Source organism: Ruegeria arenilitoris (assembly GCF_013030265.1).
Classification (GTDB): domain Bacteria; phylum Pseudomonadota; class Alphaproteobacteria; order Rhodobacterales; family Rhodobacteraceae; genus Ruegeria; species Ruegeria arenilitoris_E.
The window spans coordinates 83,380-109,355 of the sequence record NZ_WPZQ01000007.1 but is presented as its reverse complement, the minus strand read 5'-3'; the positions used below and the strand labels follow the sequence as shown (position 1 = coordinate 109,355).

The window sequence follows — 25,976 nt, the reverse complement described above, 5'->3', positions numbered from 1 at the left end:
TCAGATCCTGTTGGGTGCTGGGCCGGTTGATTTGCCAACAACCAGTTCCGCTTCAAGCAATCTGGTTTTGACCGGATCGTCAGGCGATTTGATCCTCTCGATCAACATCTCGGCGGCCAGCTCCCCTGCATGCCGTACTGAGGACCGCGTGGCCGTAAAGATGGGCACATCCTGTCCGTTTTTGAGATAGGACAGGTCATCATCATGCGCGATGACCGAGACATCCCGGCCTATCTGCAACCCAGCCTCGTCCAGTGCCCGCCTCACGCCAATCGCCGAAATCATCGAAGATGCAAGAATGGCGGTTGGCGGATCGTCCAGTTGCAGCATATCGCGGGTTTCATGATGGCCGTAGACCTCGGTCATCTCGGCGCTGCGCATCAATTGTGAGTCTGGGATCAAGTCCGCCTGTTCCAGCGCTTGCAGATACCCGGCGCGACGGCGCTGTGCGAAATCCATATCCTCAAGCCCGTTGATCAGAGCAATTCGGCGGTGACCCAAATCGATCAGGAACTGTGTTGCGCGTCGAAAGGAGCTTTTGTTATTCACATCGATCCAGTCATACTCTGCATCTATCCCGGTCGAACGACCGTGTACGATAAATGGTACCGCCATCCGGTTTAGCAGATCGATGCGACGCTCGTTGACCTTGGGGCCTTGCAAAACGACGCCATCCACGGCCCCGCGCTGAAACAAGCTGCGATAGGCCCCTTCGATCGAAGTGTCATCCGCGGTGGTGAACATCATGTCGTAGCCGTTCGCAGAGTATGTTCTTGCAGCGCCGGCAACAAAGTCGCCGAAGATCGGGTTCACCATCTCGTGCTGGGACGAACTGGGGATGACGTGCCCGATCACCATAGACTTGCCAGTCGCCAGACCTTTGGCGCGGCTGTTTGGCCGATAGCCATGCTTGTCTGCAGCGGCCTGCACGCGCACCCGAGTCGCCTCGTTCACCTCTGGATAGCCGTTCAGAGCGCGACTAACCGTTGTCTGCGAAAGACCGAGAATCTCAGAGAGCTGCTTCAGGTTCATTGCGTTCAAAGCGCCTTCAAATGGATGCCTACTTGTTTTGTTGTGATTTTTGGCTTCCGTCAACCCGTTTTGGTCAAGAGGTCAAAATCGACAATAATTGAAGGCTATAAAACGATATGTTGACAGAATCTGATTGTCAGCAGATAAAGTGCAGCATCCAAAGCGCTTTGAAAAGCTTGCAATGCGCAGATATTACTGGGAGGAGATTTCATGAAACACGCGCTTTATGCAGGTGTGGCCACATTCGCCCTGATGGCGGGAACGGCTCAGGCTGATAAGGTTACCGTGTTCGGGCCATGGCTGGGCCCGGACCAGGAAAACGTCGAAGCGGTTCTGGATGGCTTTGCAGCCGCGACAGGCCACGAATACGCGTATGTTGGTTCAGATAGTTTCGAGCAGCAGATCAGGATTGATGCAGAGGCAGGCTCGGCGCCGAACATAGCCGTTTTCCCCCAGCCTGGTCTGGCGGCGGATATGGCCAAGTCGGGTTTTCTGACACCGTTGAGTGATGGCACCGCTGATTGGGTTCGAGACAATTACGCAGCCGGACAATCCTGGGTCGATCTGGGCACCTTTCCGGGGCCCGAAGGGCAGGATCATCTTTATGGGCTCTTTTACAAGGTAGATGTGAAATCCCTTGTTTGGTACGTGCCTGAGAATTTTGAGGATGCCGGTTACGAAGTTCCAACTACGATGGAAGAACTGAAAGCGCTGACCGATCAGATCGTCGCAGACGGAGAGACGCCGTGGTGCATTGGCCTGGGCTCAGGTGGTGCGACTGGTTGGCCAGCGACCGATTGGGTCGAAGACATGATGCTGCGCACTCAATCGCCCGAGGACTATGACGCCTGGGTATCCAATGAAATGAAGTTCAATGACCCGAAAGTGGTCGCTGCCATCGAAGAATTCGGCGCGTTTGCACGCAATGATGACTATGTTGCGGGTGGGGCAGGTACGGTCGCAACGACCGATTTCCGTGACAGTCCAAAGGGCATGTTCAGTTCGCCACCACAATGTTACATGCACCGTCAGGCGTCGTTCATCCCGGCATTCTTTCCTGAGGGCACGGTTGTCGGCGAAGATGCTGATTTCTTCTACTTCCCCGCATATGAAAGCAAGGATTTGGGCAGCCCGGTACTTGGTGCCGGCACGCTATGGGCAATCACCAATGACAGCCCGGCTGCACATGATCTGATCGCCTATCTTCAGACTCCTGAAGCACATGAGACATGGATGGCCCTGACCGGCTTCCTGACACCGCACAAAGGCGTTGATACCTCCGTATTCTCGGATCCGACGCTCAAGAAGATGAACGACATTCTTCTGGGTGCGACCACCTTCCGGTTTGATGGTTCGGACTTGATGCCGGGCGGCGTAGGGGCCGGCACATTTTGGACCGGTATGGTTGACTATGCTGGTGGAAAGCCCGCTCAGGAAGTCGCTGACGAGATCCAATCTTCCTGGGATGCGTTGGACTAAGCGCGTTTAAAACCCGGGCGGTCTGCCCCGTCAGGCCGCCCCTTTTCCCCTTCGCAACGGAGAGCGTGATGCATCCGGCAATTCAGGGCCTGCTGACCATCGCCATAGGCGTGTCGGGCTGTGTGGGCTATTTCTTTCTGTCCAACCAGTTTCTGGACAAGGTTCTGTTCCCTGCGCGCGGGCCGAATGCCGGCCGCAACATCAACCGCGCGAACATGATCCGTCCCTGGCTGTTTTTGCTTCCGGCGCTTGTGGCGATTGGCCTGTATCTGGCCTATCCGGTGGTTGAAACGTTGCGCCTGTCGCTCACGGATCGCGTGGCCGGCGGTGGGTATAAGTGGGTTGGTCTCGATAATTACGTCCAGATGGTAGCGGAACCGAAATTCTGGGAAGCCATGCGCAACAATATGTTCTGGCTGATCGTGGTCCCGGCAATGTCGACTGCATTTGGCCTGTTGGCAGCTCAGCTAACTGATCGGATCCGCTGGGGTAACATCGCAAAAGCCCTGATTTTCATGCCTATGGCGATCTCTTTCGTCGGGGCTTCGGTCATCTGGAAGCTGATCTACGATGCGCGCCCGGCCGAGCAAGACCAGATCGGGATTCTGAATGCGCTTTATCTGTTCTTTGGCGGGGCCGAGCCACAAACCTGGCTGACCATTCCGTTCTGGAACAATTTCTTTCTCATGGGGATTCTGATCTGGATTCAGACAGGCTTTGCCATGGTGATCCTGTCCGCTGCTTTGCGCGGCATCCCCGAAGAAACCGTCGAGGCGGCGGTTTTGGATGGGGCCAATCCCTTCCAGATATTCTTCAAAATCAAGGTGCCTCAAATCTGGAACACAATTCTGGTTGTTTGGACAACCATCACCATTCTGGTCCTGAAGGTCTTCGACATCGTTTTCGCGATGACCAATGGCCAGTGGGAGACGCAGGTTCTGGCCAACTACATGTACGACAAGATGTTCCGCGCCAATGATTGGGGTGTGGGGTCGGCATCGGCCATGGTGATCATGTTGCTGGTGACGCCGATCCTGGTCTGGAACATCCGAAACGCACGCCGGGAAATGGAGTAGGGGATGAGCGATATTGCAGGAACCAAACCGGCCCTCAGATGGATCGTTCAGGCCTCAGTCCTCTTTCTTGTGGTGCTTTGGGTAATACCGACACTGGGATTGTTGATCTCATCCTTTCGCACGGCTGACCAGATCGCGACGAGTGGCTGGTGGAAATCCCTGTTCCCGTCTGAACAAAACCTGACGCTGCGCACGGCCGCGCCCGATACGCAGATTCTGGAAAACGGGATGTATGTAATTGAAGGGAACCTGTTCGACGAAGGGCAGAAGGCTACGATCTCAAAGTGGGGTGTCAGCTCCCGCGCGGTGGATGCGTTTGAACCCGGTCAGACAGCGGAATTGCGTCGTGGCGGGACTATCACGGTCGATGCAAACGGGAACTACAAAGCGCAAAATGCTGAGGAGTTTACTGGCAGCCGCGGTCCGCGTGTTTTCGTAAGCGCAGAACTTCCTCCCGAGTTCACGCTGGACAATTACCACAAGGTTCTCTTGGCCGAGGACAGCACCGACAGTATGGGGCGTGCGTTCTTTAACACTCTGACCGTGACCATTCCTGCCACAATCATACCCATTCTGGTTGCGGCGTTCGCGGCTTATGCATTGGCGTGGATGGAATTCCCGGGCCGCGCATTGCTGATTGCAGCTATTGTCGGGCTTTTGGTTGTTCCGCTTCAGCTCGCACTGATCCCCTTGTTGAAATTCCATCTTAATATTGGGATCGGCAAAGGGTATCTGGGTGTTTGGATGGCCCACACTGGCTTTGGAATGCCGCTGGCCATCTACCTTCTTCGTAGCTACATGGCCGGACTGCCACGCGATTTGATCGAGAACGCTCGGGTCGACGGGGCGTCTGAGTTCCAGATCTTTACGAAACTGATCCTTCCACTCAGCTTCCCGGCGCTGGCGTCATTCGCGATCCTGCAGTTCCTGTGGACCTGGAACGACCTTCTGGTGGCCAAAGTCTTCCTGATTGATGCATCAGGGCAAACTACCGTCATGACCAATCGAATTGTTGAACTGCTGGGTACAAGAGGGGGCAACTGGGAAATCCTCGCCACCGCTGCGTTTGTTTCGATCATCGTTCCACTGATTGTTTTCTTCGCAATGCAAAAATACCTGGTCCGTGGCCTGCTGGCCGGATCCGTCAAATAGAGGCGTCTGATGAACGTGCAGAACACTGTAGAACTTTCCAAATCAACCAAAGCAAAGTCAGAGTGGTGGCGCGGTGGCGTGATCTATCAGATCTATCCGCGCAGCTTTCAGGACAGCAATGGTGATGGGATCGGTGACCTGAAAGGGATCACACAACGTCTGGATTACATCGCTGATCTGGGTGTCGACGCGATATGGATTTCACCCTTCTTCAAATCTCCCATGAAGGATTTCGGTTACGACGTCAGCGACTACCGCGACGTGGATCCTATGTTCGGCTCGTTGGAAGATTTCCGCGAGTTACTTGATCAAGCCCATGCCAAGGGTCTGAAAGTGATGATCGATTTGGTGCTGTCACACACATCTGATCAGCACCCTTGGTTCGGTGAGAGCCGCGCCAACCGAGACAACCCGAAATCCGACTGGTATGTCTGGGCCGACCCTAAACCGGACGGCACACCACCCAATAACTGGTTGTCTATCTTTGGCGGTTCAGCGTGGCAGTGGGAACCTCGTCGCCTTCAATATTATCTGCATAACTTTCTGAGTTCGCAGCCGGACCTGAACTTTCACTGTACCGAAGTGCAAGATGCACTGCTGGACGTGGCTCGGTTCTGGCTGGAGATGGGCGTGGATGGTTTCCGCCTGGACACGATCAATTTCTATTTCCATGACAAACATCTGCGGGACAATCCGGCCCTCCCGGTCGAAGAACGCAACGCATCAATTGCGCCAGTAGTGAACCCCTATAACCACCAGGATCATCATTATTCAAAAAGTCAGCCCGAGAACATCGCCTTCCTCGAAAGGTTGCGCGCGCTGACCGACGAATATGAAGGCCGTGCCTGCTTGGGTGAAGTAGGTGATGCACAGCGCGGGCTGGAGATCATGGGTCAGTACACCTCGGGTGATCAACGGATGCATATGTGCTATGCCTTCGAGTTTCTGGAAAAGCGTGCGTTGACTGCGTCTTATGCCAAGCAGGTCTTTGATCAGCTCGAGGAAAAGGCAGGCGATGCGTGGCCATGCTGGGCGTTTTCGAACCATGATGTCGAACGCCATGCCTCGCGCTGGGACTTAAACGATGCGGCCATTCGTCAGCACGCGGTTCTGATGATGTGTCTGCGCGGCTCTGCCTGTCTGTATCAAGGAGAGGAACTGGGCCTGCACGAGGCAGATGTTCCATTCGAGAAACTGCAAGACCCCTACGGCATCGAGTTCTGGCCTGAGTTCAAAGGTCGCGACGGATGTCGCACGCCAATGGTTTGGGCGACGCAGGACGAACATTCAGGTTTTAGCACCGGTGAGCCTTGGTTGCCGGTCAGTACGGCCCAAACGGAAAGAGCCGTAGACCGGCTCGAGGCGAACGACCAATCGATGCTGCACCATTATCGTCGCGCAATCGCGCTGCGCCACGCCCACCCGGCGTTAACTTCGGGTGCGCAGTCCAACATGAAACAGATTGGACCTGTGCTGACATTCCAGCGTGAGGATGCGTCTGAAGCGGTGTTTTGTGCTTTCAACCTTGGAACAGAAGCTCAGCGGGTCGACTTGCCCTTGGGCGATTGGCGGGTCATCGGGCAAGAACTCGGCGGTATTGACGGTGCGGGAAGCGTTACGCTGCACCCCGCACAGTTTTGTCTGATAGCTAAAGACAAGGGGTAAACCATGTCAGAACTCAAACTTACGGATGTGGCGAAATCCTATGGTCCAATCGATGTTCTGAAGCATATCGATCTGGACATCGAAAAGGGCGAGTTGATCGTCTTTGTCGGTCCATCGGGTTGTGGAAAATCAACCTTGTTACGAATGATTGCCGGTCTGGAAAAGATCACCGGCGGCACCTTGGAGATCGAAGGGCAGGTCATGAATGATGTGCCGCCCGCCCAAAGGGGCATTGCCATGGTGTTTCAGTCCTATGCGCTTTATCCGCATTTGACCGTGCGCGAGAACATGGCATTTGCGCTGAAGATCGCCAAGATGCCTGCCGCCGAGATCGATGCCGCAGTTGAACGCGCGGCCCAGACCCTTCAACTGGATCCGCTCTTGGATCGTTTGCCCAAGGCCCTGTCCGGAGGGCAACGCCAGCGTGTCGCTATCGGGCGCGCCATCGTGCGAGACCCCAAGGTCTATTTGTTCGACGAGCCGCTCTCGAACCTCGATGCTGCGCTGCGCGTTGCAACCCGGATCGAGATTGCGCGCCTGAAAGAGGCGATGCCCGAAAGCACAATGATCTACGTGACCCACGATCAGGTCGAGGCGATGACGTTGGCCAGCCGGATCGTCGTTCTCGCCAACAAAGGCATCGCGCAAGTTGGTACGCCACTGGAGTTGTACGAAACGCCGGATAACGAGTTTGTAGCGCAGTTCATCGGATCACCCTCTATGAATCTGCTGTCTGGCAAAATTTCCAAAACTGGAGATCTCACCGAAGTCACACTTGATGCGGGTGGAATAGCCGTTTCATCCATTCCAACTGAGCCCGAAGAAATGGGTTTGCAGGTCAATGTCGGCGTACGGCCAGAGGATTTCGTTGCCGACGATGCCGCCGGGTTTCTGGACGGCAAGGTCGATTTTGTCGAAGCCCTGGGTGAAGTAACCTTGCTGTATTTTGCCAGCAGGCCGGGGGCTGAAAATATCGTCGCCAAGTTTCCTGGCGTTGAAAGAAACCGACGTGGGAAAGCTGTCAAATTGAATGCGGACCCGGGCAAAGTGCATCTGTTTCACAATGGTCTGTCGATGCGGAAATGAGGATCGATCGATCCACTCAGTGCTTAGATTGATTTGGGTTTGTTTAACCTCAGTCGAGGTGCACAGAAGAGTTAAGGAACTAAGGAGCAACTGATGTTTGCTCTGCGGACTCTGGAGCCTTTCTTTTGCTAGTCAATGACGTTCGCATTTCAACGCCCGGCAGTTATGCAGTAAATTTACTGCACTTGACATGCAGTGATTATACTGCATATAGGGCGCATGACAGATGACCAGCTCGACTTAATTTTCAAGGCTCTTTCGGACAGCACCCGACGTCGCATCATCGACCATCTGAGCAAAAGGCCAGCTCAATCGTTGTTCGAGGTGTGCGCGGCCTCGGTTGCAGAGGATGGGATTGCGTTGTCCCGACAAACGGTCTCCCAGCATCTCGCCGTCTTAGAGAAAGCGGGATTGATTGAGATCGAGTGGAAGGGGCGAACAAAGGCGCATTCTCTGAGCGTCAGCGAAGACGACATTGCGGCGGCATCATGGCTCACGAAATACAAACCGAAGGGAACCAAGACATGAAAATCTATGTCACAAGCGTCTTTGTTGACGACCAAGACAAGGCCGAAAAATTCTACACCGAAGTCCTCGGCTTCAAGGTGAAGCACAACATTCCATTGGGCACCAACCGCTGGTTGACAGTTGTTTCAGAAGAAGACCCAGATGGAATAGAGTTGCTACTTGAGCCAAGCGACCATCCTGCCGTTAGGCCCTACAAAGAAGCGATTGTTTCCGATGGCATCGCCGCGCACTCATTTCAGGTGCAAGACCTCGATGCCGAGTGGAAGAAGCTGACTGATCGAGGCGTGGAGTTCACAACTGAGCCAATGGATGCGGGCGCTGTTCACATGGCTGTTTTTGATGACACCTGCGGTAACTTGATCCAGTTGATCCAGATGAAAGACGCCTGAACAAAGCTAATCCTTGAACGAACGCAACAAAAAGTTGTCGTTCGGCCAATATGCAGGATCTGGTAGATTTAAACTCTCGCAACGCACAAAAACTCTGACATATCGCGTTTCTGCGCACGCCGCTTTCAAGGCAGATTGCCGCGCTTTATCGGGGATCAACAATCCACCTCGAAAGCACTCGGTGCGGAGTTTTTTGTGCCGTACTTTAGGTTATCTCGGGCGGTCCGGTTCGTCGGGGATGCGTGTGACGAGGGTTTCTATTTCATCCATTATTTCGTCCGGCAAAGCACCGAAGTGTAGTGCTCCTGCAATACCCTCGATTTGCTCTTCTGTCCGTGCACCCGGAATCGGAACATAGGTTTCAGATTGGCCCCATATCCACCCGAGAGCCCCTTGCACAAGTGTTCTGCCATTTGAGGTCAGTAAGTCGCGAACTGCATCTAGTTTTCGCATGAAGTCAGGGTTTGCCTTACCATCCTTGAAGTATTCCATCCAGTTTTCGCCGGATGCACGTACGTCGTCCGATGCCATGGTAGTGTTCTGATCGTATTTCCCTGAAAGCAAACCCATCGCGAGTGGTGAGCGAATAAGAGACAATAGCCTTTCTTCTTGCACTACGTTCTGCATACGGGGCGCATCAAAGAACACGTTCATGACATATTCAACTGCCTTAAAGTTGTTTCTAGCTGCAACGGCTCGTGCGCTTTGAGAATAGTCGGTGCTCCAGCCGTAGGCGCGTAGTTTTCCGGCGCTTTTCAACCGATCCAGTTCATCGAATACGGCTTCGGCCTTGCCTATCGACATATCGTTCACGTGCAGCAGCATCAGATCGATTCGATCACGGTTCAAACGCGACAGACACCCGTCAACGGCTGGAGAAACTTGATCAGGGGAGAAGGGTTCGAATGAGATCTGTTTGCTCGTCTCGTCAATTCCGACACCGATCTTTGTAACAACCAAGGCATCGGGTCGATGTTTTAACGCTTTACCCAGCAGCCGTTCCGAATGTCCTGCACCATACGCAGCTGCCGTGTCGAACAGGGTGATCCCACCATCTAAGGCAGCGTGGATCGTCCGAATGGAAACATCGTCGTCTGAACGGGTGTAACCCAGGGACTGTTCGCCCCAATACATCTTTCCGCCAATCGGCCAGCACCCCATGCCAAGTGGGGAGATTTCGGTTCCGAGAAATTTCATCTGTGAGTCTCCTATGTGACCCTTCAGAAAAAATGCGATCTCTATCTTTTCATCAACAACACAGAATGTAAGCATTGTTTCATGAATGAACGTGACTTTGACTGGGATAACCTGCGGCTTTTTCTTGCGGTTGCCAGAGCAGGTGGACTTGGGCCAGCGGCAGAACAGACCGGCAAGAGTGCACCAACGCTGGGCCGGCGTATGATCGAGCTTGAGCGTAATCTTGGGATTGAATTGTTTCGGCGCAAACCGCGAGGCTATGACTTGACTGAGGATGGGCAAGCATTGCTGGAAAAGGCGGCAGGCATCGAAGCGCGTGTTTTGCCTATCACCGAAACCAGCCTCGCAACTGCACCACCTTTGGTTAAGATTTCGGCTGGAACCTGGGTTACCAGATTATTGGTAGGCGCTGTTGGAAAGCTCTACGGATCAATACCGGTGCGGTTGCGGTTCATTTCCTCGGAAGAGGTGCTGAAAATCGGGCACCGGGAGGCGGCGATTGGAATTCGAAACCACCGGCCTGAAGAGATTGGCTTGGCTGGCCGCAAAATCGGGCGGGTCCGGTTTGCTGTATACGCCGTAGATGAGAGTGTTTCGACCTGGGCTCGGGTCTTGTCCAATACACCTTCCGCAAATTGGCTGAGAGAGAATTCGCAAGGAGCTGAGGCCATTGAAGTAACCGCGCCGCAAAACGCCCTTGATCTTGCCAATGCGGGAATGGCTCGGGCTGTTCTGCCAACATTCATCGGAAATGCGCAGCGAAGGCTAAAGTCGGTGTCACCTCTGATTGTTGATCTAGAACATGATCAGTGGCTTGTGTCCCACCAAGACGACAGGTTTCTCCCTGAGGTGCGACACGTCATAGATCGCACCTACGCGATGTTGTCTGAAGCTTGTGAGAGCGGGTGAGCCGACACACGAAGAGGATTGCATGAAATCAGGCTTGTGGTTCTCGATCAGGGTCCGGAGCAATCTTGTGTCGTGATTGATAGTACTGCGATGCGGCTTACCAAGGGCAGACCTAAGTCCCGATAGTGTGCTTAAGTCAGTGCTTTTGAAATTAGAGAAAGTTCAGGAGCGTCTTGGATTTCCAGCGCGGTTGAACACCCCGTTTAACCGCTGTTGCAGCTCAAGTAGGTGCTGGGATTGCATTGCAGGGCGATCTTGTTTTTCTCAGATGGACTTAGTGCAGTTCGGCGTCACTTGATGATATGCTATGGCTTTGTCACTTTGGCCGGAACCATCAAAAATTGATCCCGCCCGCTTCAGGACCCAGAGATTGCCGATAAAATACGCTGACATCTACCCGTCTGAACCGCTGCTCAACAGTGATGCGATGGACCGTCCTTCGGCGGCGGGACTGATGTCTGTTCGATATTTTCAGGCCGAACCGGATCAGATGCCCGAAGAGGTGTTTGAGGAACATCACGTGCTTCTGAACCTTAATCCCAAGGCACATCGCGTGCAAAATTGGCGAGATGGTGAATTGCGCGATTTTACGTTCCTGGCCGATGAGATTGTCGTCACGCCGGCCGGGATGCGATCGGGCTGGCGCTGGCATGAAAAGTCAGATGTGATTGTGATCACGCTGGATCCCGCCAAGATAGAGCAGTTTGCACAGTCCGAGTTAGGCATGTTGCTGGATCCTCAGCAGTTTCGGGATTTGCCACAGTTTTCCGACCCCGACCTTTGCGCTGCTGGTGTCATTCTGAGGGATGCTCTGGAAACGGACGACATGTCCTCCGCCGTTATGTTCGAGGCGATGAGCCGCGTGTTCCTGGTCAAGCTATTGCAAAAATATGGGAAACGCCGCGCAGAAGATGTTGAACTCTCTTCACGTTTCACTTCGCGGCATTACCAACGTGTCCTGTCCTTTGTACAGCGCCGGTTGGATCAGACGATCACGGTGGATCAACTGGCTGCCGAGGCAGGAATGAGCCCGTCTCATTTTGCTCGGGTGTTCAAGGAAACACTTGGTTCAACACCCATGCAATACGTCATGGCTTATCGGATCGAGCAGGCCATTAAGATGATGGATGACGCTGAACGCCCGTTAGGAGACATTGCTCTGGCCTGCGGATTTGCGGATCAGGCGCATTTCACACGCAGCTTCAAGCAGGTTGTGGGTCAGACTCCGCGGGCGTATCGGGCTGCAAAACCAACCTGAGCGGGATCTTTCAAAAACCCGGCAGTCAGGTGCAATTAATCCTGGCGAGGGCGTCGTATCTCTCTGGTCATAGGGCCTGAGCCCAGTTGAACCAATTAACGGAGATACAACTATGAAACTGACTGCTTTGACCACTGCTACCACGCTGTTGGCTTCCACTGCTGCCATCGCTCAGGTCGAAACTCGCACCGTGACGTTTGAAAACGAAGGCACCACCTTGTCAGGCACGCTGTATCTACCAGAAGAACGTGGTGACGCCCCGCTGCCGACCGTCGTCGTGACTGGTGCATGGACTTCGGTTCAGGAGCAGATGCCCGCCAACTATGCCCGCGAAATGGCCGAACGTGGCTTTGCCGCCCTCACTTTTGATTTCCGTGGCTGGGGAAAATCAGGTGACCTTCCAAACAAAGTGCGTTTCGTAGAAAGCCCCGAAGCTAAGACCTCGGACATCAGGGCTGCGTTTGAATTTGTCGCAACCCTGCCAGAAGTCGATGTGGATCACATCAACGGTCTGGGGATCTGTGCCTCGGCTGGCTACATGGTTGACGCTGTGGCGGGCAACCCGCTGGTGGATCGCCTTGGTCTGGTGGCCCCGTGGTTGCACAACAAAGAGATTGTTGAGGCCGTTTATGGTGGGGAAGAAGGTGTTGCTGGCCTGATCGAAATCTCGCATGCCGCTGAAGCCAAAGGGGGCGAGATAATTCCCGCGGCAGGTCCTGAAGGGGCAGAAGGCGTTCTGATGCCGATCGGTGGTTATTATTACGAAAGCGATCGTGGCGCGATCCCGGAATATGACGACAAGTGGAACAATGCAGGTTGGGAAGGTTGGCTGACCTATCATCCCGCCGACAACCCGCAGCGTTTGGACAAGCCTCTGGCCATCGTGCATTCGGAAAGCGCCGCCATCCCGCAAGGTGTGCAAACCTTCCTGGCCGGTTTTGCCGGCGAGGCCACCGCACAGTGGCTCGAGGATGTGACTCAGTTCGACTTCTATGACAACCCCGAGGATGTGACCCGCGCGGCTGACACTGTGGCCCAGCACTTCCGCATCGGCCTTGACGGCTGAACCGAACCGGCAGGTGCCGGGCCGCGCTGCCCGGCATCACCTCTATTTCGGAGAAAAACAAATGACCCGCAAAACTCTCGCTACCGTTGTAACCGCAACCCTTGTCGGAGGCGCCGCTATGGCCGGAACACCCGAAGAAAACATGAAAGTCGTTCAGGACTTCTTTGCCGCATACGGCGCAAATGACCTTGGTGGGATAGCTGCCGTCATGGATGAAAACGTGAAATGGCACATTCCGGGTCGCCACCCCCTCAGCGGTACCAAGAATGGTCGCGATGAGGTTCTGGCCTTTTTTGCCCAGCTTGGCGTGGCCGGATTTCAGGCAGACCCGGTCTATTTCGGTGCTGATGACACCCACGTGGTTGATATTCACCGAGGCTGGTCCAATGCCGAAGGCAAGCCGAATGTCGATACTACCTGGGCGTTGGTCTACCGGATCGAGAACGGCAAGATCGTTGAGGCAACCAACCTCAGTGCCGATCAGGATGCAGCCAACACCTTTTTCTGGTCGCAATACCAATTGGCTCCTGTGCCTGAACGCTTAGCCAATGAGTGAAGTGACGCCTCCAATCGAAGTAAGGACACAGAAATGACCCGCAGAGTTATCGCAACCCTCGCAGCCGCAACCCTTATCGGAGGAGCCGCAATGGCCGACCAAACCGAGATCACCCGCACCTTGACCGACATCGCCGCCGGTGCCGACCGTCACGATTGGACCCGCGTGCGTGATGCCTTTGCCGACACCGTAACCACCGACTACACCAGCCTTTGGGGCGGAGATCCGGTCACCCAGCCCGCAGACGATCTGGTCACAGGTTGGGCTGCTTTCCTGCCGGGGTTCGATGTCACTCACCACATGGTGACCAACCACACGGTGAAAGAGATGACCGACACCATCGCCAAGGCCGAAGCTGACTTCACCGCCACCCACCGGATTGATGATGAGTTTTGGGTGTTGGGTGGACGTTACAGCTATGAACTGGAGAAGGACGGTGCCGATTGGCAGGTCACCTCAATGACCATGACAGCCCTGTGGGAAACCGGTGACCGCGCCCTTGTGGCACAGGCTGGCGAACGCGCTACGGCAGCGAACTAATCCCGAAGGTACCGATCCATGTTCAGATTGACGTTTTTGGCAGGCCTAGTCACCCTTGCGACCCCGATTTGGGCCGACGACCTGCCCACCGCGATCAGCTGTTACCAGACCGCGACCAACTCACAGGACATTGAAGCATATCTGGCCTGCTTCACTAATGACGCCGTGATGATCGATGTCAATCGCGAGTTCGTCGGACATGATGCTATCCGAGCTTGGGCTGAGCGCGAGGTCATACCCGGTGGACAGAGCTTCAAACATCTCCAGATCCTGGAATACGAAGACGGACACGCCAAAACCGAGGTCAATTGGGCCTCCTTAGTGGTGCACTATCACTATTGGTGGAACGGCGAAGGCAAGATCACCAAAATGTCGCTTCAATATGCCGACTGAGAGACTTGGGAGTGCATTCTCATGACCAAACAACGTATTGCCCTTGTGACCGGCGCCAATCGTGGCATCGGTAAAGAAGTTGCTCGCCAACTGTCTCACGATCACGGATTGAAAGTCCTTGTCGGGTCACGCGATCTGGAGAGGGGACAGGAGGCGGCGCATCAGATCGGGCACGGCGCGGACACCTTGCAGCTAGATGTGTCAGATCCAACTTCGGTCGTGGCCGCCTTTTCCCGGATCGAAGCTGATTATGGTCGCCTCGAAATCCTCGTGAACAATGCCGGTGTGGATTATGACACCGATCAACAAGCGCATACCGCAGATCTCGCTCGCGTTCACCGCGCGTTTGAAACCAATCTTTTTGGTCCTTGGGCTACAACAATCGCCGCGGTGCCGCTTTTGAAACAGGGCCAAAACGCCCGGATCGTGAACGTATCTTCCGGAGCCGGGGCGTTTAGCGGCATGTCTTCCGGCACACCGGGCTATGGCATCTCAAAGGCGGCTCTGAATGCTCTGACACTCAAGACCGCAGCGGAATTGAAATCAAAACGTATCCTCGTTAACGCTGTTTGTCCGGGTTGGGTGGCGACTGACATGGGGGGCGGTGGTCGCCCCGTGTCCGAAGGCGCAGCGGGCGTTGTTTGGGCGGCAACGCTCCCTGATACAGGCCCGACTGGTGGCTTCTTCCGAGATGGGCAACCCATTGATTGGTGACATTAGCCGGACGCCATGTGGTCGATCAGCTTCCTGACCCGTACCGGCAACAAACGGCGGCTTGGGTAAACTGCAAACATGTCTCTGGTCAGCGGGGTGGCATTCTCTACCTGCAATGGCTGAATGCCGTCCCCGACCATGTCACGTGGCAACATCGCGATCCCCAGATTACGGCGAACTGCCTGTTCGATAACATCCAGATCAATGAAATTGTGGGAAATCTGGGTTGGCTGAAGCACCTCTCCGGATTCGAGTACCCATGACTGTCCCGCGACCAGCGCGGGAAGGGCTAGAAACTCTTCCCGAGACAATTGTCCCCTCAAACCACGGTCAGAGATGAACTTCGCCCCGGCGCAGAAGCAATAGTGAACGGACCAAAGTCGTTTAGCAACGAGGGTGGAATCCGATAGCGGCCCCAGTCGAAAAGCCAAGTCGATGTTGTCGCGAAAAAAATCTAGAAACAGGTTGGTCGTCGTCAGTTCAAACTCCACTTCCGGGTGCTGCTGTGCAAAGTCCAATAGGCGGGGGCCAATAGTTTTGCGGGCGGCCAGCGGTGGGGCTGTGATACGGATCTTGTGTCGCCGTGTATCATCGGCAAAACCCGCAACCTCTTGCAGTGCATCTATCGGATCCTGGCACCGATCCAGTAGACGGCGCCCCTCCTCGGTTAAGCGGACATGACGGGTCGTGCGCTCAAACAGTTTGGAACCAAGGTGGTCTTCAAGTTCAGCAATCCTGCGGCTGACCCGGCTGAGCGGTATGCCTAATTGTTTAGCGGCGGCGGAAAAGCTGAGGTGATTGGCGACAGCGGTGAACAGGGCAAGGTCGTTGTAGATCATTATCCCATAATTGGGATTATATCTTCCTAAATCAACTATTATCCCCAACGGTCCCGATCTCTATCTTCTCTCTAACACAAGGAGAACACCATGACTTATGCACTCGAAATCACCCGGATCGGTGGACCAGAAGTCTTGCGCAAAACTGAACTTGCAGTGGTTGCTCCGGGTGAGGGCCAAGTCCTGATCCGAAACTATGCAAACGCAGTGAACTTTATCGACACGATCATCCGCCGGGGCGAAATGCCCGAAGGAATGATGCCCGATCTGCCTTTTGTGCCGGGTGTTGAAGGGGCCGGGGTTGTTGAAACTATTGGCGCAGGTGTTGACGGGATTGCTGTGGGTGACCGAGTGGCTTGGATGGGGCCTGTTGGCGCAGGTGGCTATGGTACGCATTCAGTAATCGAAGCGTCATTTGTAACCCGGATGACTGATGACGTCAGCTTTGAAACCGCCGCTTCGATTCCGGTGAATGCAATGACCGCCTATCACATGCTGGTCAATCTGGGCGCTGCCAAAGCAGGAAAAACGGTACTGGTTCATGCGGCTGCCGGGGGCGTTGGCACTATGGCCCTACAGATCGCAAAACATCTGGGTTTGACAGTGATCGCCTCGGTCAGCACCGACAAGACCAGCTATGCGCACGAGCAAGGTGCAGATCATGTGATCAACTATCGGAAAGAAGACGTGACCGCACGGGTAATGGAACTCACCGGTGGACGCGGCGTTGACCTGACGCTGAATCCGGTTTCGGGCGATACGCTCAAATCCGATCTCGACGCGCTGGCCCCTCTGGGAACGGTGGTGCTCTTTGGGTTCCTTGCCGGTCCGCCCGCAGGCAACTTCGCGGAGGACCTGGCGAAGCATTTCCAGAAGTCGGTGGCAGTGCGCGTCAGTGATATCTACACCTATTTCACCAATCACCCCAACGCGTTCAATGCAGATATGGCGACCGTATTTGACCTGTTGAAGCAAGATGTGTTGCGCCCGCAGGTCACGACCCTGCCCATTGAAGAGGCGGCAGAAGCACATCGCCGATTGGAAGCGGGCGACACCACTGGGAAACTGGTGCTGCGCATCGACTGACCCATTCAAATCGACCGATTTATGGAATGACTGAAATGAACACTGTTTTTGAAACTGCCCTTGCAAACAAACACGTCGTCATCGTTGGCGGCAGCAGCGGGATGGGAAAGGCCACTGCCAAGTTGGCCGTAACTCTTGGGGCAAAGGTCACCATCGCCAGCCGCAACACCGCAAAGCTCGAGGCTGCCGCAACAGAGATTGGGAGCGCCGTGCAAGTTTCTCCGCTGGATATGACGGACGAAGTCGGCGTGAAAGCCTGGGCCGGAAAACTTGGTAGAGTGGACCACTTGGTGATCTCGGCCTCCAGCGCGGTGCACGGAGCCTTTACTGACCTGCCGACAGATGAGTTGCGCAGCATGTTCGAGGCCAAGTTTACAGGCCCCTATGTCACAGCAAGAGAAGTGCTGCCGTCATTGACCGATGGGGGCTCGATTACCTTCTTCTCAGGTGTCTTGAGTCGCCGTCCTTCCGTAAGGGCGACGGGTCTTGGGGCTGTGAATGCGGCGGTCGAAGCGTTGACTAAAGGATTGGCGCTTGAACTTGGCGGACGCGCGCGCGTGAACTGCATCAGCCCCGGCATGGTCGACACAGAGGCATATAACGAGATGCCTCAGCAAACGCGGGATGCCATGTACGACGAGGTCGGTGGCAGCTTGCCGGTTGGGCGTGTGGGGCAGGCCGAAGACATCGCGCAGGCCGTTATCATGGCTATGACAAACGATTATCTGTCAGGCGCAGTGTTGGACGTGGATGGCGGGCATCTGGTGCGGGCCTGAGGCATCTGTCGCTATCGCAGGGGATGAAAGCGCAAGGCGCGCTTTCTCCCGCTTGTGACCGTCATGTCAGTGGAACAAAGACAAACCCGTCGCCACTGCGTGTGACGCGCCCGGTTCCGGGGTAACTCAGATGGGTGGCCGAGAAGATGGTTTGATCGTCGGCCAGCTGGCCAAGAAGTTCTGTTCGGGTTGCAATCGCCTGTTCCGGGTCGGAATCGAGGGCATAGCGCACTGTTGGGTTCGCGAACTGAAGCGCTTCCGAGATGATGGCGTCGCCAACAATGAACAATTCCTCGCCATTGTCGGCCAAGATACGCACACCGCTGTGCCCTGGGGTGTGACCAACCAGCGGCACTAATGTGATACCGCCACCCAAATCCGCTTCACTCGCATAGGTCTTGATGCGATCCGCAAGCGGGCCTGCGATGGATTGCAACAGATCAATCATGGGCTTGTCAGCATCCGGCGCGGCTGCTGGCAGGTCCGGGTTGGTCCAGAAAGTCCATTCGGCCTCTGCGACATGGATTGTCGCATTCCGGAACCCGCCCGCATCCGGCCCCATCAAGCCGCCGATGTGATCGGCATGCATATGGGTCAGGATGATGTCGGTGATCGTGTCTTTTTCAATTCCCTCAGCAGCAAGTAATGCGTCCAGTTTGCCAACGGTCGGGAACATCTCGGACAGGGCTGCGCCCGAGCCTGTGTCGACAAGGATGGTGCGCTCCCCGTCACGTACCAACCAGACGGTCGCCCCAATGTCGATGGGGTCACCTGCCAACGCCATCGCCGCGCCGTTGGCACCCTGAAAGAAGGCGGATGGGATTTCGAAATGGCCGTCGGACAGCATCGAAACGGTTGTTGCGCCAATTTTCAAAGTAGCGATTTCTGCTGCAAATGCGGCCTTGGGTAATCCGGCGATGGTGGCGGCCCCAAGAAGAGCTGTGGAGAAAGTGCGGCGGGTAAGCTCTGGAGTTTTCATCGGCTGATCCTTTCATGTTTCTGGATCCCAATTTGCTGTTTCCCAGATTTTGAGCTACTGGCATGGAAGACAAAAACTATGCATAAATTGCCATTATGACCGATCAATCACGTATTGCGATTGTCAGATACCGGGGCGCTTTGACTTCAGCCGTTCACGGTATCGAAGAAATGTTGAGTTTTGCCGGAGGTCTTGATGGGTATCGTTCTTTGCGCGTGACCATCACCGACACAGTGGTTCCAGGATATGACGCTTATATCTTACCGCCCGCGGGACAGGAGGTTGATGTCGCAGCCCAACCTGACATTCCCAAATTCCTGAAACAAGAACATAAGCGCGGGGCGCTTATATGTTCGGTTTGCGTGGGATTGGTTTGGTTGGCAGAGGCGGGAGTTATAGGCAATCGACCTGTGACAACCCATTGGGGATTGGAAGCCCTCATGGCCGAGCGCTACCCCGGCGCTGCGACGGACGTCGATCAGATCCTGATTGAACATTCTGATCTGGCAACTGCAGGAGGCATGATGGCTTGGGTGGATCTGTCTATGGCGCTCATTGAACGCTTTGTTGGCCGCGATGCGATGATCGAAACCTCGCGCCGGTTTGTCGTTGACGTCGGCCGTATGGATCAGCGGCGCTATCGCAGTTTCACTCCGGATCTTTCACATCAGGATGCTGCAATTCGAAAGGCACAATTGGCCATCGAAAGTGACTATGCGTCGCGTCTTTCGGTGGATGATCTCGCCCAACAAGCGGGACTGGCAGAACGCACATTCATCCGACGCTTTACATCTGCGACAGGCATGACGCCGATGACTTATGTGCAAGCCATCAGGATAGAGAAAGCCAAAGATCAGCTGATCCATTCTACAAAGCAGATCCAGCAAATCGCGTTTGACACAGGATACGCTGACCACTCCGCCTTTGGCCGAAAATTCCATCAGGCAACTGGGATGACGCCCAAAGACTTCCGACGCAAGTTCTCTGCCTGAGTCGAAGCCGGGAATTTGTTCAGCACGCTCATCAGTGGTGGCAAAGTCAATGTCACCACTGATGAGCAGGTCTTTCGCAAATCGGCACGGTGTCTCAGGTTTTTCGAGAAACCGTACCGCCTCGCCGGTGCTTAAGTTTGCCTAAAAATGTAGAGGTGCAAGTGTGACCTCTACCAAATTTACTCACTTGCTGAAGAATTCCGCCACAGCGTCGGTTGACGCTTTGACGGCATCTGGCTTGTAGTAGAAATCAACATGGCTAAATTCATCGAAGGCCAGTTCTTCATGCTCGTTGGTTAGCTTTTCGACAAATTGGGTCGAGCAGATCGCTGTAAAAGCCGACTTGCTGTAGATCACCAAAGAAGGCTGAACGATCTTGTCTGCATAAGCTTCACCGATGGAAATCAGAGACTGCATGCCCTGATCGCCGATATGCATGTTGGTGTAGGTCGATACAGCCTTCGGTCCTTTGACCCCATCGCGTCCGTAATAGTCATAGGTCTCTCCGGCCATCGGATTCACACCCAGGTCAATGAACTCCTGCCGTGATTGCTCATCGTTGAGACCGAACGGGGTAACATAGTCAGGCTCGCCGGTTTCGTACATTTTCTGCATCGACGCGTTTGCAGCTGCGATCTGCTGATTGGCCATGTCGCGGTCGGCCCATTGGAAGCCATCGGCCGCCATCATCCCGGAAACCATCGCGATCTTCTTGATGCGGTGGTCAGTAACGGCTGCCGACGCGATAATCGAGCCCCCTTGGCACACGCCAAGGCCATAGATTTCATCAACGAAGGACAGGGTTCCAAGGTAGGAAACCGCATCCCATGTGTTTTCAATCAAACGGAACATGTACCGCGATTGCTTGAACTCTCCAGGAAGCGCAGGTGACTCACCCATGCCCAGATAATCGAAGCCAAGGTAGATGAACCCTCTTGCAGCCATTTCCGGCCCATAGGTTGCGGGAATTTGGTCTTTGACCTGAGGGAACGGGCTGGCGCCCACGATTGCTTTGTATGTCTTGGTCTCATCAAAACCTTCTGGAAGATAGAGGTCTCCGACCAAATCCACTCCGAAGGATTTGAAGGTTACTTTGTTTCTTCCGGCTGTCAGGGTTTGGGTCGCCATCTTCTTGGTCCTTTCGGGTCAGTCGGCATCTAGTCTTGCAAAAGTAAATTACACTGTTTACTTATGAAGTGTGGGGCGTGTTTGTAAACACATCTTTTTACTTTTTGAGATGAGAATCGTGAAACGCACTGAAAAGAAAAGAAAAGATATTATCGATGCGGCCATCGAGGAGTTCCGAGAGCAAGGATTTCTGGGGGCTAAGACGGCCACGATCGCCAAAAATGCGAACGTATCGAGTCGCACGCTGTACAATCATTTCGAAAGCAAAGAAGCGCTGTTCGAAGCGATTTCCGAGATCATGATCGAGCGCAACTGGAGCATGGAGCCGGTGCCCTACGACCCAGATCGCGATTTCGTCGAGCAATTGAAGGACGCTCTTTGGCGCTACATTGAGGTGATCACGGAAGAGACCGCGCTCGGATTGAACCGGATGGTCATATCTGAACTAATCCGTGACCTTGATCGATCCCGGCAGTTCTTCACTGAATCCGCAACCCATGACTACCCGATAACAAGGCTGATCAGCGAAGCCATGGATGCAGGTGTAATCCGTCAGGCCGACCCGGTCTTCGCGACCAACCAGCTTCTTGCACTAGTCAAAAACTTCTTCTTCTGGCCAGAGTTCTTCCTTGGCGAAAACCCTACGCCCAAAGAGATAATGGACGATTGCATCGCAATGTTTATGGCACATTACAAACCGAAAGATTGAAGCCAGTAGCTGCTGGTTGCTTTAGATCGATTTTGATTACACTAAATGTTGTGACACACCCGGATTAATGGAATGCCTGCTCGACAAAATTAGTGAACTGGACCATTAGCTTCTGATCAACCAGCTACACGACGCAGATTCAGCCAATCGTATAAGCGAGTATCAGTGATGAGCAAGAAAGTCCCGTCACCCTGTATCGATGTTTGCAAGTTCCGCCGCGAGGGGCATTGCATCGGATGTTCGATGACGAAGAGCCAAAAGAAGCTGTTCAAGTCGATCAAGCGACCAGAGCATCAGGAGGCGTTCATCCAGATGCTGATCTGTCAGCAGGAAAAAATGGGCCGGTACACCCATTGGGGACCGGCCTATCTGAAAAAGCTGAAAAAGAAGAAGGTCAAAGTGAACGTCACTCTGACCAACTAGATCAGCGCAGATGCGAGCGCAGGAACCACGCGAATTTCTCGTGAGTCTGACCGCGGCTGATGCACAGATCTTCGGTTAGTGTATCACCATGTTCGGCCGCAAGCTCACCACAGCCCGCGAGGGTCGATGCCAGAGTTTCCTGAGCGTCCAGCATGATCTTGATCATTTCCTTGTCAGAAGCGTCGCCTTCGTGCTCGCTTACCTTGGATCGTTTGAGCATACCGGCCAGCGTGCCTTCTGCGTGCGCATCCAGGGCCTTTACACGTTCGGCCAGATCATCCTGTGCTACGAAGTGATCCTCGTAGATCTTCTGGAAAAGCTCGTGCAGTGGGCCAAAGGCCATACCGGTTACGTTCCAGTGAAAGTTCTGGGCGAGCATAGTTGTTACGGCTGTTTCCGCGACAGATTGGTTCAAAGCGTCTGCAATGGCTGCACGGGAATCCTTGGTGAGGTCAATAGCTGTTTGGGTCATAATACTTCCCTTGATCCTGCTTGTTACAATGCTGATTTGGGGAACAAATACAGCGCTCCGTTCCATATCTAGAGGATCGGAGAGAATTTCCAAGTACTTTTTAGAATAATTCTAAAACTGATGAAATTGCTCAGAAATTGAACGGATTAGAAAGGCCAGGTTTCTTTGATTCCAACGCGGAATGCGTGATTGAATCAGAAACCGAAAGCTGTCGTCGTCATTCTGTTCAACAGCATCGAACAAACGTCCCAGCCATGCCTCGTCAAACGAAAGATCGGTTGTTCCGGGCCTATAAAAAACGGGTCGATTTGAGACAGCCTGTCTGAACCCGCGCATGAGCGTTTCCGCATGGCGCATCTTTGCGTCTGCAGGATCAGCCAGCAACAGTGCACAAGCTTGCTCAAGATCGACACGTGCGGCTGATCTGCTTCGGCGGGCCACTATCCGGAGATGATCAATAATACGCAGCGACCGCTCCGACATCGTCGGAACAGGAGGCGCGTAGGCGTATTCTTCAGTTTTGAAACCGATTGCCTGCATCACGTGGGACCGTTTCATTACTCTGACACTCTCAGGTGCCACCATCAGAACCTGACAATAGTAGTAAGGTATAGTTTCATCAAGTAGCGTTACCGATTTTTTGAACAGGTCTTCAGCGTTTTAGCAGTTTTCGGGTTCGTCTGCCTCGACACCTAGAGACGCGTGAAACGGAGAAGAAGCTTCCAATTTGAATAGACCTCAAGGCGATCCCCGTCTGTTGGGAAGTAGGCGCTTGGCCCTTCCAAGGGTATGAAGGCATTTGCCATGAACCGACTGACCGAAACTTCAAACCCTGCATCCCGAAATGCTGTAGCAATGTCCTCGGTGCTATGGTCCGGTACTTCGATGTTGGAAAACTCTTGTATCTTCGGACGCCAGCTAGCCCACAATGGGCTGTCCCTGTGACAGCAGGTTACTGCGTAATAGCTACCACTAAGGTCGGTACATTGCCGCCTACGATTTTCAACCCGACCATGTCCCATTCTTAGTGCGGCACGTATATGTGCGCGTATATCCCGGGGACGGTGAACTCGACTGTCAGTTCCTCGTCAATCGCAACATTCCATGGGGCGGTGCATTCAGGGATCATTCCGCGCTTTGAGGCTGAGTTATAACCAGCATCCGTTACAAGAAATGTGACTGCGTCTCCGGCTTAAATAATCAGACTTAAGGGTTCAAACACATTGGGAGTTTCGTGATACTCCATTAGGCAAGACTGCATGTCCCTCGAACAAAGCATGATTGTATTTTGCTTCCGACTTGATGCAGCAAAAGAACATGTGCCCAACCGGACAATCCGGGAATTCAACCGCTACAGAAGTTCATAGCTGTGGCCGAAAGAAACGCGCTCTGCTACAAAAATTGAGCAAAATTCGTTCTTTAGCTGAGATCATGCCAGATTCCCAGAATTCCTCTGTTTCCCCGCGCAAAGCAGCTCAACAACTGCGGTCACAAAAAAAGGTCGAGACCATTCTGGAAACGACTCTGACTTTGTTAAAAGAAGGGCCTGCAGACCGGGTGACCACCAATGCGATCGCAGCACGCGCAAATATTAGCATCGGCAGCCTCTATCAGTTCTTTCCCAACAAAGAGGCCATTTTTTATGAACTTTTCAAACGCTGGCTTGCTCAGACGCTAAATGCGCTGGATGAGGCCGGGCAGGCGCTTCAGGACGGACTGTCCAAAGAAGACTGCATCGACGCAATTCTTGTGGCACTGGCCGGTCATCCCGAGATTAACTCGCGCGGGCATTGGCAATTGCGCCGAGCCATGGGCAGTTCGCGCGAATTGGCCGAATTGGAGGCGCAACATTTGCAGCAGATCCTTGAGCGTATTGTTGGGCTGCATGCGAAAATCAGCGGCCACCCGCCCGCCGCGCTTGGGCAGGAGCTGGCTCTGTTACAGAACCAGATCACCATAGCCTGTTTGCAGGTATTGGCCATGACTGACGACTCGCCAAACCGCACGCGGATTCTGGGTTGGTGTAAGCGAATGTTGATGCTGGCCTTCGATTTCCCAGAATTAGACGGCAAGAAGAGATCGTAATTATCATATAAAACAATCGTTTATTCAAAAATATGAGCCACAGCTCATTTTTCTTGTAAACCTGAGTAATTCTGTCTAGTTTCGCCGCGGTTTTCACCTGCAAGCAAGGCGTTCGGTCAGTAATGTCCAGGTTAAATACGATTTTCCTAACGAACCAGACGGTCCAGTCGCCGACGCCGGACCGCCTTGATGCGCGTGTGTGGTTGACGCTTGTTGGGCTTTACGTGGCTCAGGCTATCCCGATCTATCTTGTCGCCGCTGCGTTGCCGCCGATCCTTCGGGCTCGCGGTGTAGACCTGTCCTTGATCGGCGGGCTGGGGATTCTGATGCTTCCCTGGGTTATCAAACCTCTTTGGGCACCGTTGATCGACCGCCTGTCGCGCTATCGAGGAATTGGGCGCAAGGGGGTCATCATAGGCACTCAGTCAATTGTTCTGCTGACGATTATCGCCTTGTCGCAGCTTGACCCGGTTCGGGACATCAGCCTGTTCTTTCCGCTTTTGTTAACAACAGCGTTTGCCTCGGCGACGCAGGACATTGCAACCGACGGATATGCGGTCGAGCATCTGCCCCCGCGATACCAGTCGGGCGGAAACGCCATTCAAAGCGGTGCGGTTGCCGCAGGTGTTTTGATTGGCGGATCCGGCACCTTGTTCCTGTATGACATCGTCGGGTGGCAAACTGCGGTCCTGACCGCAGGTGCACTTTCTTTCGCGGCAGTAGCGGTTTCAGTGATAGTTCCAGAGGCACTGGGAAAACGAGAAGATGGAAGCGAAAAGCAGAAACCCGGGTTGCGCCATTTTTTCACGCGACCCGGCGCTTTGGCGGTTTTTGCATTTGCACTGATATTCAGGCTGCCTGAGGGGCTAATCAAGGCGTTGGAGCAGTCTTTTTTAGTGGATGCGGGCCTTTCCTTGTCCCTGATCGGGTTGATATCCGGCGGGTCCGCTGCTGCCGTGGGCTTGTTGGGCGCTTATCTTGGCATGGTCGTGATCAAGCGCCTCGGGCTGGCACCATTCTTCGCGGCGTTGATTGCAGGTCGCACACTGATCTTCGCGCTATACGGAACTGCCGCCTTGTACGGTTTGCCGTACGAAGCGCTGATAGGCCTGTCCATGCTGAACACGTTCAGCCGTTATATGGAAATTGTGGGCCTGTTCACTGTGTTCATGCGCGTTTCGTCGCTGTCACAGGCGGGAACGGACTTTACCATACTCTCGAGCACCAACCTGCTTGTCTACATGGTCGGTTCAATGGCCGCAGGGGTCGCGGCGCAGGCCTTCGGATACGCTTTTGTCTTCTGGCTCGCTTGTGCGTTGTCATTCGTCACGGGGGGTGTCGCCCTCGTTCTTCTTTCAAAATCACAGATCAGGCAGGTCGCACCCACCCAGGATCACTCTTCCACCCGGGTGCCCTCACCGAACTAACTCACACACAAAAGGAACAA

Annotated in this window: 28 protein-coding genes; 21 read left to right on the top strand and 7 right to left on the bottom strand. The window is 54.1% G+C overall.

Annotated elements, in window-relative coordinates:
• Positions 1–1,032, bottom strand: a complete 1,032-nt coding sequence (locus GOX61_RS13845) for a LacI family DNA-binding transcriptional regulator (protein ID WP_170334570.1) — start codon at positions 1,030–1,032, stop codon at positions 1–3.
• A 210-nt stretch (positions 1,033–1,242) separates the two neighbouring features.
• On the opposite strand from GOX61_RS13845, the gene GOX61_RS13840 reads away from it, so the two are divergent.
• The 7 genes from GOX61_RS13840 (at position 1,243) to GOX61_RS13810 (ending at position 8,407) form a co-directional block, all read left to right on the top strand.
• Positions 1,243–2,511, top strand: coding sequence for an ABC transporter substrate-binding protein (locus tag GOX61_RS13840; protein ID WP_170334568.1), 1,269 nt, complete (start codon positions 1,243–1,245; stop codon positions 2,509–2,511).
• A 68-nt stretch (positions 2,512–2,579) separates the two neighbouring features.
• Positions 2,580–3,587, top strand: coding sequence for a carbohydrate ABC transporter permease (locus tag GOX61_RS13835; protein ID WP_155149360.1), 1,008 nt, complete (start codon positions 2,580–2,582; stop codon positions 3,585–3,587).
• Between the two features lie 3 nt (positions 3,588–3,590).
• Positions 3,591–4,739: a carbohydrate ABC transporter permease gene (locus GOX61_RS13830; RefSeq protein ID WP_155149358.1), complete on the top strand. Its 1,149-nt coding sequence runs from the start codon at positions 3,591–3,593 to the stop codon at positions 4,737–4,739.
• Between the two features lie 9 nt (positions 4,740–4,748).
• Positions 4,749–6,404 carry an alpha-amylase family glycosyl hydrolase gene (locus tag GOX61_RS13825; RefSeq protein ID WP_170334566.1) on the top strand — a complete coding sequence of 552 codons (1,656 nt, stop codon included), beginning with the start codon at positions 4,749–4,751 and terminating at the stop codon, positions 6,402–6,404.
• A gap of 3 nt (positions 6,405–6,407) precedes the next feature.
• Positions 6,408–7,490, top strand: a complete 1,083-nt coding sequence (locus tag GOX61_RS13820; protein ID WP_170334564.1) for an ABC transporter ATP-binding protein — start codon at positions 6,408–6,410, stop codon at positions 7,488–7,490.
• 219 nt (positions 7,491–7,709) lie between these two features.
• On the top strand, positions 7,710–8,018 hold the full coding sequence (locus tag GOX61_RS13815; protein ID WP_155149352.1) for an ArsR/SmtB family transcription factor: 309 nt from the start codon (positions 7,710–7,712) through the stop codon (positions 8,016–8,018).
• Positions 8,015–8,407, top strand: coding sequence for a VOC family protein (locus GOX61_RS13810; protein ID WP_170334562.1), 393 nt, complete (start codon positions 8,015–8,017; stop codon positions 8,405–8,407). The genes GOX61_RS13815 and GOX61_RS13810 overlap by 4 nt, the downstream gene beginning before the upstream one ends.
• Positions 8,408–8,617: 210 nt before the next feature.
• On the opposite strand, the gene GOX61_RS13805 is transcribed toward GOX61_RS13810, so the two are convergent.
• Positions 8,618–9,604, bottom strand: coding sequence for an aldo/keto reductase (locus GOX61_RS13805; protein ID WP_170334560.1), 987 nt, complete (start codon positions 9,602–9,604; stop codon positions 8,618–8,620).
• Positions 9,605–9,685: 81 nt separating this feature from the next.
• Between GOX61_RS13805 and GOX61_RS13800 the strand changes: the two genes are divergently transcribed.
• The 7 genes from GOX61_RS13800 (at position 9,686) to GOX61_RS13770 (ending at position 15,040) form a co-directional block, all read left to right on the top strand.
• Positions 9,686–10,513, top strand: coding sequence for a LysR family transcriptional regulator (locus tag GOX61_RS13800; RefSeq protein WP_170334558.1), 828 nt, complete (start codon positions 9,686–9,688; stop codon positions 10,511–10,513).
• Between the two features lie 370 nt (positions 10,514–10,883).
• Positions 10,884–11,771 carry a helix-turn-helix domain-containing protein gene (locus GOX61_RS13795; protein WP_170334556.1) on the top strand — a complete coding sequence of 296 codons (888 nt, stop codon included), beginning with the start codon at positions 10,884–10,886 and terminating at the stop codon, positions 11,769–11,771.
• A gap of 112 nt (positions 11,772–11,883) precedes the next feature.
• Positions 11,884–12,837: an alpha/beta hydrolase gene (locus GOX61_RS13790; protein WP_170334554.1), complete on the top strand. Its 954-nt coding sequence runs from the start codon at positions 11,884–11,886 to the stop codon at positions 12,835–12,837.
• 61 nt (positions 12,838–12,898) lie between these two features.
• Positions 12,899–13,393, top strand: a complete 495-nt coding sequence (locus GOX61_RS13785; protein WP_170334552.1) for a nuclear transport factor 2 family protein — start codon at positions 12,899–12,901, stop codon at positions 13,391–13,393.
• Positions 13,394–13,426: 33 nt separating this feature from the next.
• The gene (locus GOX61_RS13780; protein WP_170334550.1) at positions 13,427–13,933 is read left to right on the top strand and encodes a nuclear transport factor 2 family protein; all 507 of its coding nucleotides are present in this window, start codon (positions 13,427–13,429) and stop codon (positions 13,931–13,933) included.
• An 18-nt stretch (positions 13,934–13,951) separates the two neighbouring features.
• A complete protein-coding gene (locus GOX61_RS13775; protein ID WP_170334548.1) occupies positions 13,952–14,326 on the top strand; it encodes a nuclear transport factor 2 family protein in 375 nt (124 codons plus the stop codon).
• Positions 14,327–14,347: 21 nt separating this feature from the next.
• A complete protein-coding gene (locus GOX61_RS13770) occupies positions 14,348–15,040 on the top strand; it encodes an SDR family oxidoreductase (RefSeq protein WP_170334547.1) in 693 nt (230 codons plus the stop codon).
• 2 nt (positions 15,041–15,042) lie between these two features.
• Here the strand turns inward: GOX61_RS13770 and GOX61_RS13765 are convergent, their stop codons facing one another.
• Entirely contained in the window at positions 15,043–15,879 is an 837-nt protein-coding gene (locus tag GOX61_RS13765; RefSeq protein WP_170334546.1) for a LysR family transcriptional regulator, read from the bottom strand.
• A 90-nt stretch (positions 15,880–15,969) separates the two neighbouring features.
• On the opposite strand from GOX61_RS13765, the gene GOX61_RS13760 reads away from it, so the two are divergent.
• Both GOX61_RS13760 and GOX61_RS13755 read left to right on the top strand, forming a co-directional pair.
• Positions 15,970–16,965: a quinone oxidoreductase family protein gene (locus GOX61_RS13760; protein WP_170334545.1), complete on the top strand. Its 996-nt coding sequence runs from the start codon at positions 15,970–15,972 to the stop codon at positions 16,963–16,965.
• A gap of 26 nt (positions 16,966–16,991) precedes the next feature.
• Positions 16,992–17,741: an SDR family oxidoreductase gene (locus GOX61_RS13755; protein ID WP_217353862.1), complete on the top strand. Its 750-nt coding sequence runs from the start codon at positions 16,992–16,994 to the stop codon at positions 17,739–17,741.
• 61 nt (positions 17,742–17,802) lie between these two features.
• Here the strand turns inward: GOX61_RS13755 and GOX61_RS13750 are convergent, their stop codons facing one another.
• On the bottom strand, positions 17,803–18,720 hold the full coding sequence (locus tag GOX61_RS13750; protein WP_170334543.1) for an MBL fold metallo-hydrolase: 918 nt from the start codon (positions 18,718–18,720) through the stop codon (positions 17,803–17,805).
• A gap of 95 nt (positions 18,721–18,815) precedes the next feature.
• Here GOX61_RS13750 and GOX61_RS13745 point away from each other — a divergent pair, with 95 nt between their 5' ends.
• The gene (locus tag GOX61_RS13745) at positions 18,816–19,712 is read left to right on the top strand and encodes a GlxA family transcriptional regulator (RefSeq protein ID WP_170334542.1); all 897 of its coding nucleotides are present in this window, start codon (positions 18,816–18,818) and stop codon (positions 19,710–19,712) included.
• Between the two features lie 183 nt (positions 19,713–19,895).
• Here the strand turns inward: GOX61_RS13745 and GOX61_RS13740 are convergent, their stop codons facing one another.
• Positions 19,896–20,840 carry an alpha/beta hydrolase gene (locus GOX61_RS13740; RefSeq protein ID WP_170334541.1) on the bottom strand — a complete coding sequence of 315 codons (945 nt, stop codon included), beginning with the start codon at positions 20,838–20,840 and terminating at the stop codon, positions 19,896–19,898.
• Between the two features lie 118 nt (positions 20,841–20,958).
• Here GOX61_RS13740 and GOX61_RS13735 point away from each other — a divergent pair, with 118 nt between their 5' ends.
• A complete protein-coding gene (locus GOX61_RS13735) occupies positions 20,959–21,549 on the top strand; it encodes a TetR/AcrR family transcriptional regulator (RefSeq protein ID WP_170334540.1) in 591 nt (196 codons plus the stop codon).
• Positions 21,550–21,717: 168 nt separating this feature from the next.
• Positions 21,718–21,972, top strand: coding sequence for a DUF1289 domain-containing protein (locus tag GOX61_RS13730; RefSeq protein WP_170334538.1), 255 nt, complete (start codon positions 21,718–21,720; stop codon positions 21,970–21,972).
• A 1-nt stretch (position 21,973) separates the two neighbouring features.
• Here the strand turns inward: GOX61_RS13730 and GOX61_RS13725 are convergent, their stop codons facing one another.
• On the bottom strand, positions 21,974–22,444 hold the full coding sequence (locus GOX61_RS13725; protein ID WP_155149316.1) for a Dps family protein: 471 nt from the start codon (positions 22,442–22,444) through the stop codon (positions 21,974–21,976).
• A 111-nt stretch (positions 22,445–22,555) separates the two neighbouring features.
• Positions 22,556–23,002 (bottom strand): hypothetical protein, encoded by a 447-nt coding sequence (locus GOX61_RS13720; RefSeq protein ID WP_170334537.1) that lies wholly within the window; start codon positions 23,000–23,002, stop codon positions 22,556–22,558.
• A gap of 873 nt (positions 23,003–23,875) precedes the next feature.
• On the opposite strand from GOX61_RS13720, the gene GOX61_RS13715 reads away from it, so the two are divergent.
• Positions 23,876–24,529, top strand: a complete 654-nt coding sequence (locus tag GOX61_RS13715) for a TetR/AcrR family transcriptional regulator (RefSeq protein WP_170334535.1) — start codon at positions 23,876–23,878, stop codon at positions 24,527–24,529.
• Between the two features lie 122 nt (positions 24,530–24,651).
• On the top strand, positions 24,652–25,956 hold the full coding sequence (locus GOX61_RS13710; RefSeq protein WP_170334533.1) for an MFS transporter: 1,305 nt from the start codon (positions 24,652–24,654) through the stop codon (positions 25,954–25,956).
• Positions 25,957–25,976: the final 20 nt, after the last annotated feature.

Bases quoted from the DNA above. Each gene is read 5' to 3' on its own strand.
- GOX61_RS13820 (WP_170334564.1), top strand. From the start codon at position 6,408: ATGTCAGAACTCAAACTTACGGATGTGGCGAAATCCTATGGTCCAATC.
- GOX61_RS13785 (WP_170334552.1), top strand. From the start codon at position 12,899: ATGACCCGCAAAACTCTCGCTACCGTTGTAACCGCAACCCTTGTCGGA.
- GOX61_RS13715 (WP_170334535.1), top strand. From the start codon at position 23,876: ATGCCAGATTCCCAGAATTCCTCTGTTTCCCCGCGCAAAGCAGCTCAA.
- GOX61_RS13810 (WP_170334562.1), top strand. From the start codon at position 8,015: ATGAAAATCTATGTCACAAGCGTCTTTGTTGACGACCAAGACAAGGCC.
- GOX61_RS13805 (WP_170334560.1), bottom strand. From the start codon at position 9,604: ATGAAATTTCTCGGAACCGAAATCTCCCCACTTGGCATGGGGTGCTGG.
- GOX61_RS13770 (WP_170334547.1), top strand. From the start codon at position 14,348: ATGACCAAACAACGTATTGCCCTTGTGACCGGCGCCAATCGTGGCATC.
- GOX61_RS13775 (WP_170334548.1), top strand. From the start codon at position 13,952: ATGTTCAGATTGACGTTTTTGGCAGGCCTAGTCACCCTTGCGACCCCG.
- GOX61_RS13835 (WP_155149360.1), top strand. From the start codon at position 2,580: ATGCATCCGGCAATTCAGGGCCTGCTGACCATCGCCATAGGCGTGTCG.
- GOX61_RS13760 (WP_170334545.1), top strand. From the start codon at position 15,970: ATGACTTATGCACTCGAAATCACCCGGATCGGTGGACCAGAAGTCTTG.
- GOX61_RS13800 (WP_170334558.1), top strand. From the start codon at position 9,686: ATGAATGAACGTGACTTTGACTGGGATAACCTGCGGCTTTTTCTTGCG.
- GOX61_RS13720 (WP_170334537.1), bottom strand. From the start codon at position 23,002: ATGAAACGGTCCCACGTGATGCAGGCAATCGGTTTCAAAACTGAAGAA.
- GOX61_RS13825 (WP_170334566.1), top strand. From the start codon at position 4,749: ATGAACGTGCAGAACACTGTAGAACTTTCCAAATCAACCAAAGCAAAG.
- GOX61_RS13745 (WP_170334542.1), top strand. From the start codon at position 18,816: ATGACCGATCAATCACGTATTGCGATTGTCAGATACCGGGGCGCTTTG.
- GOX61_RS13815 (WP_155149352.1), top strand. From the start codon at position 7,710: ATGACAGATGACCAGCTCGACTTAATTTTCAAGGCTCTTTCGGACAGC.
- GOX61_RS13765 (WP_170334546.1), bottom strand. From the start codon at position 15,879: ATGATCTACAACGACCTTGCCCTGTTCACCGCTGTCGCCAATCACCTC.
- GOX61_RS13780 (WP_170334550.1), top strand. From the start codon at position 13,427: ATGACCCGCAGAGTTATCGCAACCCTCGCAGCCGCAACCCTTATCGGA.
- GOX61_RS13740 (WP_170334541.1), bottom strand. From the start codon at position 20,840: ATGGCGACCCAAACCCTGACAGCCGGAAGAAACAAAGTAACCTTCAAA.
- GOX61_RS13840 (WP_170334568.1), top strand. From the start codon at position 1,243: ATGAAACACGCGCTTTATGCAGGTGTGGCCACATTCGCCCTGATGGCG.
- GOX61_RS13750 (WP_170334543.1), bottom strand. From the start codon at position 18,720: ATGAAAACTCCAGAGCTTACCCGCCGCACTTTCTCCACAGCTCTTCTT.
- GOX61_RS13725 (WP_155149316.1), bottom strand. From the start codon at position 22,444: ATGACCCAAACAGCTATTGACCTCACCAAGGATTCCCGTGCAGCCATT.
- GOX61_RS13830 (WP_155149358.1), top strand. From the start codon at position 3,591: ATGAGCGATATTGCAGGAACCAAACCGGCCCTCAGATGGATCGTTCAG.
- GOX61_RS13790 (WP_170334554.1), top strand. From the start codon at position 11,884: ATGAAACTGACTGCTTTGACCACTGCTACCACGCTGTTGGCTTCCACT.
- GOX61_RS13845 (WP_170334570.1), bottom strand. From the start codon at position 1,032: ATGAACCTGAAGCAGCTCTCTGAGATTCTCGGTCTTTCGCAGACAACG.
- GOX61_RS13755 (WP_217353862.1), top strand. From the start codon at position 16,992: ATGACTGAAATGAACACTGTTTTTGAAACTGCCCTTGCAAACAAACAC.
- GOX61_RS13730 (WP_170334538.1), top strand. From the start codon at position 21,718: ATGAGCAAGAAAGTCCCGTCACCCTGTATCGATGTTTGCAAGTTCCGC.
- GOX61_RS13710 (WP_170334533.1), top strand. From the start codon at position 24,652: ATGTCCAGGTTAAATACGATTTTCCTAACGAACCAGACGGTCCAGTCG.